Source organism: Rheinheimera sp. F8 (assembly GCF_001518915.1).
The window spans coordinates 2,580,389-2,594,308 of sequence record NZ_CP013656.1; the positions used below are offsets into that span (position 1 = coordinate 2,580,389).

At 53.0% G+C, this 13,920-nt stretch carries 9 protein-coding genes; 4 read left to right on the forward strand and 5 right to left on the reverse strand.

Annotated features, from left to right (window positions below; genetic code table 11):
- The first annotated feature begins 140 nt into the window (after window positions 1–140).
- Both ATY27_RS11550 and ATY27_RS11555 read left to right on the forward strand, forming a co-directional pair.
- Window positions 141–1,316: an IS4 family transposase gene (locus ATY27_RS11550; RefSeq protein ID WP_208930765.1), complete on the forward strand. Its 1,176-nt coding sequence runs from the start codon at window positions 141–143 to the stop codon at window positions 1,314–1,316.
- On the forward strand, window positions 1,313–1,717 hold the full coding sequence (locus ATY27_RS11555) for a hypothetical protein (RefSeq protein ID WP_208930795.1): 405 nt from the start codon (window positions 1,313–1,315) through the stop codon (window positions 1,715–1,717). The genes ATY27_RS11550 and ATY27_RS11555 overlap by 4 nt, the downstream gene beginning before the upstream one ends.
- A gap of 400 nt (window positions 1,718–2,117) precedes the next feature.
- Here ATY27_RS11555 and ATY27_RS11560 read toward each other — a convergent pair whose 3' ends face one another.
- The 5 genes from ATY27_RS11560 to ATY27_RS11580 form a co-directional block, all read right to left on the reverse strand.
- On the reverse strand, window positions 2,118–2,963 hold the full coding sequence (locus tag ATY27_RS11560; RefSeq protein WP_208930796.1) for an EamA family transporter: 846 nt from the start codon (window positions 2,961–2,963) through the stop codon (window positions 2,118–2,120).
- A 106-nt stretch (window positions 2,964–3,069) separates the two neighbouring features.
- On the reverse strand, window positions 3,070–5,193 hold the full coding sequence (locus ATY27_RS11565) for a winged helix-turn-helix domain-containing protein (RefSeq protein WP_208930797.1): 2,124 nt from the start codon (window positions 5,191–5,193) through the stop codon (window positions 3,070–3,072).
- A gap of 78 nt (window positions 5,194–5,271) precedes the next feature.
- The gene (locus ATY27_RS11570) at window positions 5,272–7,989 is read right to left on the reverse strand and encodes a TonB-dependent receptor (protein ID WP_208930798.1); all 2,718 of its coding nucleotides are present in this window, start codon (window positions 7,987–7,989) and stop codon (window positions 5,272–5,274) included.
- Between the two features lie 177 nt (window positions 7,990–8,166).
- A complete protein-coding gene (locus ATY27_RS11575) occupies window positions 8,167–9,309 on the reverse strand; it encodes a metallophosphoesterase (RefSeq protein WP_208930799.1) in 1,143 nt (380 codons plus the stop codon).
- A gap of 186 nt (window positions 9,310–9,495) precedes the next feature.
- Entirely contained in the window at window positions 9,496–11,103 is a 1,608-nt protein-coding gene (locus tag ATY27_RS11580) for an amidohydrolase family protein (RefSeq protein ID WP_208930800.1), read from the reverse strand.
- Window positions 11,104–11,389: 286 nt separating this feature from the next.
- Between ATY27_RS11580 and ATY27_RS11585 the strand changes: the two genes are divergently transcribed.
- Both ATY27_RS11585 and ATY27_RS11590 read left to right on the forward strand, forming a co-directional pair.
- Window positions 11,390–11,674: a helix-hairpin-helix domain-containing protein gene (locus tag ATY27_RS11585; RefSeq protein ID WP_208930801.1), complete on the forward strand. Its 285-nt coding sequence runs from the start codon at window positions 11,390–11,392 to the stop codon at window positions 11,672–11,674.
- Between the two features lie 271 nt (window positions 11,675–11,945).
- Window positions 11,946–13,757: a S8 family serine peptidase gene (locus ATY27_RS11590; protein ID WP_208930802.1), complete on the forward strand. Its 1,812-nt coding sequence runs from the start codon at window positions 11,946–11,948 to the stop codon at window positions 13,755–13,757.
- Window positions 13,758–13,920 lie beyond the last annotated feature (163 nt).

Here is a 13,920-nt window from a genome sequence, read left to right on the forward strand (position 1 = left end):
ATAACCATACAAACTGCGTATTGACTGAAGTATCCCCAGAAGTTGTGTAGGTAAAACAATAATTCAGGCGCGGGAGGGAACATTCATGGCAGTCCCTGATCTGATCCTTCGCCAAAAATCACAAACCATGAATAACCGCCATGAAAGCTCAAGCTATGCTCGCCGATTTTCTCGACCTTGTCACCCCAAAAAATTTCCATAAACATCTTTTAAACTCGCTGACGGCATCGCTGCAGAGTTTACTCACCAACGGCCAGTGCACTGTCACTGCGATTGGTCGCGGCATTGATAGTGACGCCTCAGAGCGACATTGCATTAAACGGGCAGACCGTCTGCTCAGCCACACCACAATGCAACAGGCAGTGCCAGAGTTTTACACAGCGATGACCGGCGCATTAGTGAAGGGAAAACAACCACTTATCCTGGTCGACTGGAGTAACGCCGACAAAGAACGCCGCCATTTTATCCTGCGCGCCAGCCTGGCTGTTGAAGGCCGGGCCATGACGCTGTTGCAGATGGTCACGACCGAATCCGATTACAACTGTCCGCATCTGCATAAGGCATTTTTAGCGAGATTGAAGGCGATGCTGCCCAAGCGCTGCTGGCCGGTCATCGTCACCGATGCAGGCTTCAAAGTGCCGTGGTTTAAGGAAGTGAGTGCCTTAGGCTGGCATTTTATTGGTCGGGTGCGCGGTCAGGTATCGCTCAGATTACCGGGCCAGAGTGAATTTATCAGCGTGGCGAAGGTGTATAAAAAGGCCCGGCAGCAGCCGATGGTTCTCGGCGAGATTGCGCTTGGTCAATCTCAGCAATATGCCTGTCGCGCCGTGCTTGCCGGTAAAGGCTGGAAACTGAAAAAAAGCGACAAGCATCTGCCGTTTAAAGAGCCGTGGCTGCTGGTATCTAACCTGGCGTATTGCTTCAATTATGCAAAGAAAATCAACAAGCTTTATGCTGCAAGGATGCAAATTGAAGAAGCATTCCGCGATCAGAAAAGCCAGACGTACGGCCTTGGCAGCAACGCGCATCGGACAAAGAAAAAAGGCCGGTTAGAAGTGTTATTGCTGCTGGCTGCGCTGGCAAATTGGTTGCATTACATGCTTGGGTTGGCAGCAGAACTCGCCGGCAAGCATCGGTCGTTCCAGGCGAATTCGCTGAAACATCGCAGAGTGTTGTCGTTCAATTATCTGGGTAAACGGTTGTGCCGATTAGCCAGAGTCGGTATCAGCGGTGAGGAAATCCAGGCGGCAGTCAGGCAACTGCTTGAATGGGCGGGTCTTTTTGATTGGACCAATGTCAGGAAAGTGAGCGGATGATATGGTTAGGTTATTTCTGGGGATCCGTCAGGCGTATTGATGAAAATCAGGCAATTAGCGATGAAAACATAAATCCATCAAGCTTCGTAGTGTGGGATATGGAAAAATTTATTGAAGCAGCATCAACTCCCGGAAAGGTTGTTGATGGAATGTCCAGTCATTTGAATAGTCATAGGTTTTCTATGAAACCCGGTGAACTTCATTTCAAGCCTTTCGAGAAGAAATTCTGGATTTACCAAGGTATTGAAAAGTACCACAAGTTCAAAAAAGACAGAGACTATGCTATTTCAATTAGCGGGTTACCATTTAATGTGATGCACGAAGATAAATATGAAGAAATTGCTGTCCTTTCATCAAATATGGCTTTAATCCCTAAGGAGTGCACAACCCATCGAAAGTAATTCAGGACACCCATAAACCGGTGTCCTTTTTTCATCCCCAAAACCGCGCAAAATCCCCAGCAGCCCGATCAGTCATTTCCAGTAGAACTGATCAGTGCTCGCCAGCAGGGCTGTCATTTTGCTGCAGCGCCAACATAGCCAACGAAAATCCGAAGGTCTGCAATTAAGGCAAAGCAGAGATTCGTTTTTTCGAGAGCGCCTGATCTAAACAGCTGCTTATCGCTCAAAGCACCGATCTCCAAACGCGAACAAAGCCAACATCTGCAGTCGCGGGATGAGCGGTCAAGAGTCAGTGCGGGATCCGCGAACGCAGTGATGGCGGAGTTGGTTTTCTACTAAACAGGCGCTTTGCTGGCTGGTATCTACGCTGCCTGTTTGGTGTTTAACACACCGCTGATGGTCAGTCACGCTGGCGCATAGCCCAGTACAAACTCAACAAAATCAGCAGCGAACCTGCGGCCAATGTGCACCAGTTGACCGCGTGTTGCCAGAAGGCAAAATTCACCAGCAGACCGGCCGGAATGAGCACATTGTTCATCACCGCAAGCTGATTGGCACTGACTTGCCTTGCGCCGGCGTTCCACAGCCAATAACCCAGGCCGGAAGCAACCAGACCCAGCCACAGCAAAATGCCAATTTCCAGCTTTGTCTCCGGCAGGCGTTGCCAGTTGGCGAACAGTGCGGTGGCAGTCAGGCTGACGACAGTCGCGCCGACAAAAAACCAGCCGAACTGATGTTTTTGCGTACCGACTGAACCTAAAGCTAACCGCCGGTAAGCGACCTGGCCAAAGGCAAAACACAAATTGGCGCCCTGGATCAGTAAAAGCCCGAGCCAGAAATCGTTGCTGAGCTGCTGATAACGCATCACCAACGCGCCAGCAACGGCGAGCAGCGCCGGGCCCAACCAGCGCCAATGCAGTTTTTTATAGCGCCAGTAATAATCCAGCACTGAGATATACACCGGCGTCAGAATGGTGAATAACAACACTTCCGCCACCGAAAGATACAAAAAGCTGTGATAGAGCAGCAGGTACATCAGACCAAGCTGCACGGCGCCGATGCCAGCGAGCTGCAGCGCCTGAGTGGTGGCGGTGCGGTATTTCAATAAAAACGGACTGAATAACAACAGCGCCAGCAACATCCGGCTGCTGACGGCTAAATACGGATCGACCGTCGCGGCGAGAAATTCACCGATTAACGAAAAACTAAAGGCCCAGATCGCTGTGACCAGCCAGAGTAAGTGCATGCCATATGTCCGTAGCTTGGTAAAACCGGCGCAGCATACTGCAGTTTACGCGACAGACCAAGCCGGCGCTTTTCGGCTGGTCATGCGCAGTATCGATGTGTGGAACTCAGTCGAGTTGCCACTGCCAGATATCAATTTTAGGCACCGGGCTGTATTGCAGGATCAGCCGGTTCTCGGTGGCGTCAAAGGCCAGATTGGCAGCCAAATCGGTTTGGCCGGCCGGCAACACCACCAGACGCCGTGGTTGTTGACTGGTCAGTTGTTTGACCCAGACTTCCACACCGTCTTTGACCGCCTGCAGATAAAAAATCTGCGTTGGTGTCGCCAGCCAGCTGTAGCTTTCACTGAAAGCATCACCGCTGATGATTTGCAGCGGCGCGCTGGCAGGTTTGCCTTGTTGCAGCGCCTGCCACCAAATACCCTGGCCGCGGCCTTTGGTATAATAAAAACCTTGTTCATCCGGCATTTGCGCGTAATTACCACTGCCTTGCGTCATGACTTCTTTGTGGCCGTTATGCAAATCGAACCGGGTCAGTTTGCCTTGTACCGGCAATAACACGGCCTTGTCATCGGCTGTCCAGCTCGGCCGGCCATGCACCTGAATTCCGGTATCCGGAAAGCTCAGCTGACCGGTGGCGACATCAAGAATGGTCAGCCGGTCGTGCAGCGAACTGGCGCTACGTGAAACAAACAGTACCTTGTCGCCGCGATGCGACCAGCGCGGATATTTGATCACGCCATTGAGCCGGGTCAGCTGTTGTTTTTGCAGCAATTGCCGGTCGGCCAGCCACAGTTCGCTGTGGCCATTTTCGTTACTTAAGTAGACCAGCTGTTCCCGGCCCTGATGAAAATCAGGCGCCTGATAACTCAATTCGCCGGCACTGAGCGGGAACACGGCACTGGCGGTGTGCAGCGGCACATAACCTAACTGCGGCACCGAGCTGTCCCGGTGAAAATACAGCTGGCCGTCCGCAGTGACCCGGCTGACAAAGCTCATATCATCCACCGCGATTGCGCTTTGTTTACCGCTATGGATATCCAGCACAAAACCCAGGCTACGGCCGTTATTCTCAGTGCTGTAAATCAGCTGACGGCCATCGGGTGACCAGGCCAAACCGCGAATATCCGACTGACCGGAGGTTAACTGCCGTTCGCGACCGGTGTGCTGGTCATATAAAAACACTTCTTCCGACAGGCGGTTGGCGCGGCGGGTCAGCGCGATATAAGGCCCGTCCGGTTGCACGGCAATATCGCGGACCCGCTGCTCGCAATTGTCATGGCACGGCATAGCTTCTGCCTGTGGGTTTTTCTGCTGTAAATCCAGCCGGTACCAGCTGCGGCCCTGTGCGTCGCGGCTGCCGTTAAAATACAGATAACGATTGTCTGCTGACAGGTCGAGATAGATATCACCATGGCGGCCGCAGGTTTGCAGCGTGTGCTCCTGCAACGTTTGCAGCGATAACTGGTGGATCAGGCAACGTCCGTCCAACGGCGATTTGCTGGAATAATACAGCGTCTGGCCGTCGTTGCTGATCACAGGTCTCAGCTCGTCCAATGGCGTAAAAGTCAGTTGTCGCGGTGCGTCTTCCGGTTGTTGTAAATCCCGCAGGAACAAATCAGCCGGTTGGCCAAATTGCTGCCAGCTGTAGACCAGATAACGCCCATCCGGCGTCACCGTAGGAAACATCGCCCAGCCTTGCTGGCGGGTGATCTGGCTAAGGCCTGTCGCAGCGGCTGGCCAGCGCCAGTAAAGTAGTGAGCAACACAGAATGACCAGGGCCATGAGCCAACCAGACCAGTGCCAACCAGACCGGCGCAGCCAAGTGGTCTTGCCCGGGGAGGTTGTGGGAGGCGTTGCGACTGTTACAGCCGGTGAGTGGTCAGCGCCGGGGATCTGCGCTGCTAACGGCATCGCCACCGGAGCCAGTTGTAACCGGTAGCCCTTTTTCCGCACTGTAGCAATCAGGTCAGCCTGCCCAAAGGGCGTCAGTGCCTGGCGCAATTGCCAGATGGTATTGGTCAGTGCTTTTTCGCCGACATAAACATTACCGTCCCAGACGGCGTCGATCAGCTGTTCCCGCGTCACCAGCGCCGGGTACTGGCTGGCCAGATAACACAGTACTTCCATCGGTTTTTGCTGGATCTGCAGGCTTGTCGTCCCTTGTGACAACGTCAGCGTCAAAGGCACCACATGAAGATCAGCAAGGGAAAATGGGGTTTCAGCAGACACAGGGAATAACATCAGACTTATTGGATAAAGGTATGCTAACGGAAAAGGCGGGACATCGCTATGTCCCGCCGGCGGCAATTAGAACTTGTATTCATAACCCAGGTAGAACACCCGCCCAACAGTGTTATAGCCGGCATCTTCTTCAAAATACGGGTACACATTGCGGTTCGGGTGGCCGACCGGATACAGCGGCGGCATCTGGTCGGCCAGGTTGTTGATGCCGAGCGTCACTTCACCATATTGATCAAAGTCATAACTGGCATTCAGATTGACGCGCTGATAGGCCGCCAGTTTGCTCCAGACCTGGGTCTGCACTTCTTTGCCCGCCGCGTCTTTTTGCACCCAGTTATTCCAGCCCTCTGCCGTGCCGAGGTAGTACCAGCTCAGATTGACGCTGAGGTCCTGCAGTGACCAGCGCGCCGACATTTCAGCTTTCCAGGCGGGCAGATAGTTGTCGCGGGTTTCCTCGACACGTTCGCCACCAGCATAGGCCTGGTATTCCTTTTTCAGCAGGTAGCTGGCTTTGGGCGTCAGTTTTAATTTGCCAAAACCGGCCAGATCCTGCTGGAAACTCAGCTCAACATCAATACCCTGCGATGCTTCATAGGCGCTGTTGATCGTACCGCGGCGCACGCACAGCAAGTCCTGATAAGTCTGGCCCGACGGCTGTTGCATGATGTAGCCAATGCCCGGCAGGTCATTACAACTTTTAAAGCCTGCTGTTTGGTTGTAGCTCGGGTTGGCCAGGATCCGGCTGGCGCTTTCACTGTACACGGCGCCATCTAAACTGATGCGCCAGAGATCCAGCGTCAGGCTGGTATCGTCCGTCAGATTGGCGACCAGACCTAAATTGACAAAATGGCCTTTTTCTTCGGTCAGGGCAATATTGCCGGCACTGATCGATTCATAGCTGTCAGACAAACCTACCGGATGATTCGGGTCCAGTTTTAATGTGGTTTCAGCAAAAGAACGGCTAAGGCCGGCGTACATCCGGTGCAAGTCTGGTGCGCGGAAACTACGGCCGGCGCTCAGGCGTAATAAAATATCGCTGTGGGGCCGCCAGGTCAGACCCAGTTGCGGCGTCGTGGCGCCACCGACATCAGATTTGTCGTCGTAGCGGTCGTAGCGCAAGGCCAGACTGGCATCGAGCTGGCCTGTGGCCGCATCAGCGCCGAAAATAGGCAGTGCCAGTTCGCCGGCTGCGGCGTAGCGTTTACGGCCGCCTTCGCCCTGGGTGCCGCCCTGGCCCAATAAATTCCCGCTTAATGTATCGGCGTCTTTGAAGTCAAAGTACCACTCTTTCGCCCATTCGGCCGAGGCGGCAAATTGCACCGGACCTGCCGGTAAATCAAACCAGTCACCGGTCAGTACCGCGCTGTATTGGTTCAGCCCGGAGCCTGCGTCCGTCAGTGTTTCGCCATACAGCTGGTCTCGTTGTGCGGCGGTCAGTGGGTTCATCGGATACCATTTGGCCGGATTGGTAGCGTCCGCCGGATTAAAGCTAATCAGTTTCAGCAGCTGGTCAGCTTTCATCTGATTGCGGCCCTGACGGGTATAATCGCTTTTGCCATAAGCCCAGCTCAGTTCCAGCTCATAATCGCCAAGCTGTCCGGTCACCCCCAGGCTTGAAGTCAGGTTTTTTTGTTTGCCGGTGTAATCGCGTTGCTGGCCATAATCATCCAGCCGGCGATAGAGTCTGAATTCCCGGCTGGCGGCAAAATCGGCGGCGTTATAGCTGTAACGACCCGGATTATTGCGGTCCATAAAAATGGTCGGGCTGATGCTTTTTTGCGCGTTACCGCGGTCGGTGGTTTTATCGCCGTATTGCAGTAACGCATTAAAGGCCCACTGGTCATTGAGTTCACCGTGTTGGTTCAGGATCAGGTTCCAGTCATCCTTCGCGGTTTGCATGCCTTCATCGCGGTTGGTGTTGTAGCGGCATTTATAACGGCTTTCATTTTCCAGCCAGACGCCATAGTCCCCAAACAGTTGCTGACACTGCTGTTGATTCGCCATCACATATTCGTCTTTGTGAAACACTTTGGAGCGATCGCGGATATAGGCGGTGGTAGTGCTGTAGGTGTCGGTGTTGTCGGGGCCAAGGCCTGAGGTCAGTGTGCGGTCACCGCCGCGCAACATTTCATCTTTGCTGTAATCAACGACCAGCACCGTTTGGCCGAATTTGCTGTCAAAGCCGGTGGTCAGCGCCAGTTTGCTTTTATCGCGGCCGCCGTGTTGTGGGTTTTCATGGCGCAGATTCAACCGGGTGCCCTGATAGTCCTTTTTCAGAATAATGTTGACCACGCCACCGACGGCGTCTGAGCCATAAATGGCCGACGCGCCGCCGGTCAGGATCTCAATTCGCTCAACGGCGCTGCTTGGGAACGTTGAAGTATCAACAAAGTTGGTGGTACCGCCGGTCGCGGTCGGAAATTGCGGCACGCGTTTGCCATTAACCAGCACCAGCGTGCGGTTTTCGCCCATGCCGCGCAAGTTGATGGTATTGGCGCCCTGGGTCCAGCTCGATTCATTGCCTTCGACCGAGCGACCGGCATTGCCGATGCCGGCTTGTAAAATCTCTTCAACGTTGGCAAAACCGGATAAGGCGATATCTTCTGCGCTAATCACTGTCACCGGTGACGCGCCGGCTAAATCGGTGCGCTTGATGCGGGAGCCGGTGACTTCAATGCGCTCGGTTGTCGCCGCTGCTTTGTTGGTTGCTGCGACCTGCGCCTGAGCAGGGAGGGCAAACGCGCTGGTGAGTGCCAGCGCCAGATAACTTGTCTGATGTTTCATCTTGTTGTTCCCGGAAAGTGAAGGGCGGTTCAGGCCCGTGCTTTGTTATTGTTCGCTGCAGGGAGACTGCGATCTCATCTTCAGCGCTGCCGGTTTCAACACAATGGAGCCCAGCTCGTTTCTGTGCCCGTTTTATCTCTATTAATATCTATTCTTTTAAAAACAGTAATTTAGATTCTAATCTTTCTCTTTCGCCGGGGCTGGCATGACCGGGGTTAACTGACCATCCAGACCCGATCTCAGATAGCGACCGTCGATATAATGCAGCACAGCACCGTTTTTGCCTTTTTTGATACTACTGTCGACCGAATACACCAGGCCGCCGTGGTGACTATAAACGTCTTGCATGCTGGTGTGACCGACGACTATCTGCTCAGCGCCAAAGCGTTTTAACTGCTGTTGCAGCACGGACCGGTCAACCGGGTTGTCTTTGGCAAAATAACCGCGATACCACAGCGGTCCGGCAGAGCCTTGTAACAGTTGCTGCTGCGGTTGCAACGCCAGCTCGGTTTTACTGCGGCCCCAGCTCTGTTGAAACTGGTGTTGTAGTGTATGGGTGTCGGTCTGATTATCAGCCTGAAGCGCGGCAAATTCAGCGGAAATACCGCCATGAACAAATAACATGTCATTGATCCGCACAAACAGCGGCAACTGACGTAACCAGGCGCCTAACACGCTGTGTTCGCCATAAAGCGCCGGTAAAGTGGTGTGTAGTTTTTCAGCCACTTGCTGGTAGTCCGGATGCACGTAACGTAAATCGCCTCTGAGCACCATCGTCTCGTGATTGCCGGGCAACAGATGCACGGCACCACCGGCGCGCGCGGCTTGTTGCTGCAGGTCGTACAGCAGCCACAGGGCGGAAGTCACTTGATTGCCGCGATCCATCACATCCCCGACAATTACCAGCTGATTGCGACCGAATTGCCAGTTTCGATCGGCGTCGATGATGTTGGCAGCCTGCAGCAAGCGGATCATCAGATCGTATTGGCCATGGATATCACTGATGGCGGCCCAGCGCTTGGTCTGAAATTGCCAGCCGCTGGCAACGGCATTCTGTACCCGGATCGGTTTGTCGTAGCCACAACGCGGTGCGACTGCTTTGGTCAGTGCCTGTGGTTGCTCAATCACTTTGCCCGCACAGACCCACTGCGCTTTGAGGGTATTGGCATCTTGGTGGCTGAGATAAGGCCCGTCCGATAAGACCGGATTTAAACTGACTTGCGCCGGACCGGACTGATTTTCGTTGGCCAAACAAGCGTGGGCAAGGCCGGCCAACACCAAGACACCGGACAAGTAATAAGCGGATAAATAGCTGTGCATCTGAAGCTCCTGAAAAAAGTTCAGCATGCCAAAGCCTGGCCAAAGCACCAACGCGCCGGACTCTGCTTCAGCTCGGTTTTGTCTCTTTTAATCTCTGTTGTGTGGCTTTGTCGGCAAAACTGCGGGTTTTGTGGCGCGGGGCTAGCCTTCGGCGTGAAACCGAAGGCCGTTGCAGGCAGGTTTTAGCTAGTGTTTTTCATCAGTCGCCGGGCTGGTTTTGGCCGTGCTGACCATCTTACGCACATCGCTGAGTAGCTGCTGGGCATCGTACACTACACCGTCTTTAATGGTGTAACGCACGCCTTTGGTGCGCTCAGGTTGGTTCTTATCATTGAGTTGATAATGGCCGTTACCGTACAACACTTTGAAGTTGGCCAACGGGTTTTCGGCAACTATCACCATGTCGGCTTTTTTGCCTGGCACCAGGCTACCGAGGTCTTTTTCCAGACCGAGCGCCATGGCGCCGTTCAGCGTCGCGGCCTGGATCACTTCCAGCGGGTTAAAACCAGCTTCGCGCAGCAGTTCCAGTTCCTGAATATAAGCAAAACCATAAATTTTGTAGATATAACCGGCGTCAGAACCTGCCGTGACACGGCCGCCATGGTTTTTGTAGTCGTTTAAGAACTGCATCCAGATCCGGTAGTTTTCCCGCCAGGCGATCTCCTGATCTGTGGTCCAGTTAAACCAGAAAGAGCCATGCGCATAACGATTTGGTTTAAAAAACTCGCTCAGCACTGGCATGGTGTACTCGGCGTGCCAGGGCGCATTACGCTGGGCTTCGGCATTGCGGGTGGCCTCATAAATCGTCAGTGTTGGGTTGATGGTGAAATTGAGGCTAATCAGTTCATCCCGCACCGCGTTCCATTTGTCCGAGCCTGGTGCTGCGGCTTGTTGCCAGAGTTTGCCAGCTTCGCCGAAGCGGTCCTGTTCGTTCTGGTAGTTGTAATCAGCTTTGTAGTTCTGCACCACCTGATTAGTGAACAGCGCTTCCGGCAAGCCGTACCAATGTTCCATTGACGTCAGACCGAGGCGGGCGCTGTCGAGCGCATTCATCCGCAGTACGTTCAGCTGGGCATGGTGCATCATGGTGCCAAGTTGCTGTTTTTTCGCTTCATCCAGTGCAGCGGCCATAATGGCTGGCGTGGCACCAAAAAATTTAATGCCGGCCGCACCGGCTTTTTTAATGTTTTGCACCCATTCCCGCGCCTGTTGCGGGCTGAACACCGGCTTGCTTAAACCCTGACCAAAACCGACATAAGGCACGATGCGTGGCGCAACAATCTTATGTTCATTTGATGCTTTGGCATGTTTCAGCGTCCAGTCGAGGCCATTAAAGCTGCCCGGTTCACGCACTGTGGTGATGCCATGCGCCAGCCATAACTTAAACACGTATTCGGCCGGCGTGCCCTTGGCGGAGCCACCGATATGACCGTGCATATCGATAAAGCCGGGCAGAATATACATGCCGCTGACGTCCATTTCTTTATCACCGGCTTTGGCTTTGGGCCGGCCTTCCGGCAGTACCGGCACACCCGGATTGCCGACGGCGGTGATTTCGCTGATGCGGTCATTTTCAATGACAATATCAACAGGGCCTACCGGCGGTGCGCCTTCACCACTGATATAAGTGCCGCCGCGTAAAATCAGCCGGGTATAAGGGCCTTCGCCTTGATCGGCGGCAGGGGCGGATGGCGTGCGTTCGGTGCTGGCAGCACTGGCCGCAACAGCGACGATACTCAGTGAGCAAATAACTGCGGTGCGCAACAAACGTTGCAACGGTGATTGGATCTGCATGGCGGTTCCCGGTATTGTGTGGATCAGCTTTTGCTAATCCTTGTTGTTTTTCTTTGTTTTTATCGCATCGCCACAATTTGCTCCTGCATTTGCGGCGTACCGTACATCCTGTACATAAAAACTGCGTTCTGGTCAGTGTGGCAACTGGGATCTGTCCATGCAAGCAGATCCGATCAACAGGCGGTTTGTTGCGATAACAGGGGAAGGGGCGGCACTGGTTGTTTATATCGCAAGCTGTTTATAATCGACTGGTTTCAGGCCAGAGTTCACCAGCAGGAAAAGGTGTATGCATCCGGATAAAGTCGACCGCAACCAACTGAAAAAGCTGACCGACCTGCCGAATATCGGCCCGGCCGGTGCCAAAGATTATCAGTTGCTGGGTTACCACAACCCAGAGCAACTGGTTGGTGTATCTGCTTTACATTTGTATCAGCAGCTATGTGCAGTCACTGGTCAGCAGCATGACCCTTGTGTGCTGGATGTGCTGTTATCCGTTGAACATTTTCTGGCCGGCGATGCCCCGCAAGTCTGGTGGGCTTATACGGCGCAGCGCAAGACTTTACTGCCATAACACTGATAGTGAATCTGTTAACTGACCTCATGCATCCACTCAGTATTTTTTGTTAATCACCTTTTTCCAATCCTGCCTGATGTATAAAAAACTGCACTAGTTTGGCGCTTTCGTTTCGATACAAATAATTACAAGTGTGAAATTTATGCTTGCGAGCTGAAACTGTTTCTGCCATGGTTTAGCAAGTTCTTAAGCAAACTGACTGCGACGAACCAACAAAATATTACGATAAATGTCAGTACACAACATCCAAATGCAGGAACAATTTATTATGCAAAAACTGATCAAAATAGCGCCGCTCGCTATTGCTGTGGCATCGACTCTGACTTTCTCTACAACTGCTCAGGCTGAACGCGTCATCCTCCAGGTCGACAATCTGAACAAAGGCATTATCACTGCTATCACCCGTCAGGCCGGTGGTGAAGTCAAAGTGGATGCAGACGGTTTTATTGCCGTCGAAGTGCCGGGCAAAAGCTTTGAAGAGCTCAAAGGCATCTTTAACAACCCGCATATTCAGTTGGTAGAAAAAGACGAGCTGCGTAAGCCAATGGCGCTGTTTAACGATACTGCCGGCAATCCGATGCAAACACAGGTGACGCCTTATGCGGTGTTCCAGTCGCAGGCCAATCAGGTCAGTTTTAACCCGGCCACAGCGCCAAAAGTTTGTATTATCGATTCTGGTCTGGACCGCTCAAACATCGATTTCGACTGGGGTTCAATCACCGGCGATAATGACAGCGGCACCGGTAGCTGGGACGTAAACGGCGGCCCACATGGTACGCACGTCGCGGGTACCATCGGCGCAGCCAATAATGGCGTCGGTGTCGTGGGCATGGCGCCAGGCGTCAAGATGCACATTATCAAAGTGTTTAATGCTGAAGGCTGGGGTTATTCTTCGGATTTGGCCTATGCCGCACAAAAATGTAGTGCTGCCGGTGCAAAAATTATCAGCATGAGCTTAGGCGGTGGCGGTTCTAACACCACAGAATCTAATGCCTTCCAGAATTTTGTTAACGCCGGTGGTTTGGTAGTCGCCGCAGCTGGTAATGACGGCAATAATGTCCGCTCATATCCGGCGGGTTATCCTTCCGTGATGATGGTCGGCGCGAATGATAACAACAATGCCATTGCCAGTTTCTCTCAATTCCCAAGCTGTACTGCAAATGGCAAAACTGATGAAAACATCTGTGTTGAAATAACCGCCGGTGGTGTTGACACGCTGTCGACTTATCCGGCAGGGATGGCAACAACGGCTGCGCTGAGCACAAACCTCGGGCCATTTGCGTCTTCTGCGATGGAAAACGTGGGCAACGCCAATGCAGCAACGTTCTTTATGGGCACTGCAGAGAGCACCAATGCCGCTGCGGCCGGCAAAGTCTGTCTGATTGACCGTGGCGTGATTTCATTCCACGACAAAGTGAAGAATTGCCAGCTGTCCGGCGGTGTCGGCGCTGTGATCATCAATAACGTTGCAGGCATGCTGTACGCGACTTTAGGTGAGGGCACTGCCAATACCACGTCAATTCCGGCCGTTGGTGCTGCTTTTGAAGACCGGGCGCAATTATTAGCATCAACCAGCGCAACTATCACTATTGGTGGCAGTGATTATGGTCTGATGAGCGGTACTTCAATGGCAACGCCGGCAGTCTCTGGTATCGCTGCGCTGGTTTGGTCAAACCATCCGACTTGTAGCGGTGCGCAAATTCGCAGTGCGTTAAAAGCAACAGCCAAAGACTCAGGTGCTGCCGGTAAAGACGTTTACTTCGGTTATGGTATTGCCCAAGCCAAAGCGGCCAACGACTATCTGCTGCAAAATGGTTGTGGCGGTGGCGGTACTACTGCCATTACGCTGACTGCAACAGCACAGATGCAGGGCAAAACCCGCTACGCCAACCTGAGCTGGGCCAATGCGACCACATCTAACGTTGATATCTACCGCAATGGCGTGAAGATTGTCACCACCGCAAACGATGGCTCGCACCGTGACAGCCCGACAGTGAAAGGTACATATCGCTATAAAGTATGTAATGCGGCCAGCACTACAGCATGTTCAGTTGAGAAATCGGTGACCTTTACGAAATAACGTTCGGTTTGGCAACATTGTTCTCTATGCCAAAGGCCTGCTCAAGTAGCAGGCCTTTTTTATTATGCGCCATCATTGGCGCTCACCGACAGAGTCACTGCACAGAGGCTGCACATAAATGTGGCAAATGTAAGCGGATCGGTTAATAAATGCGGTATCGTTT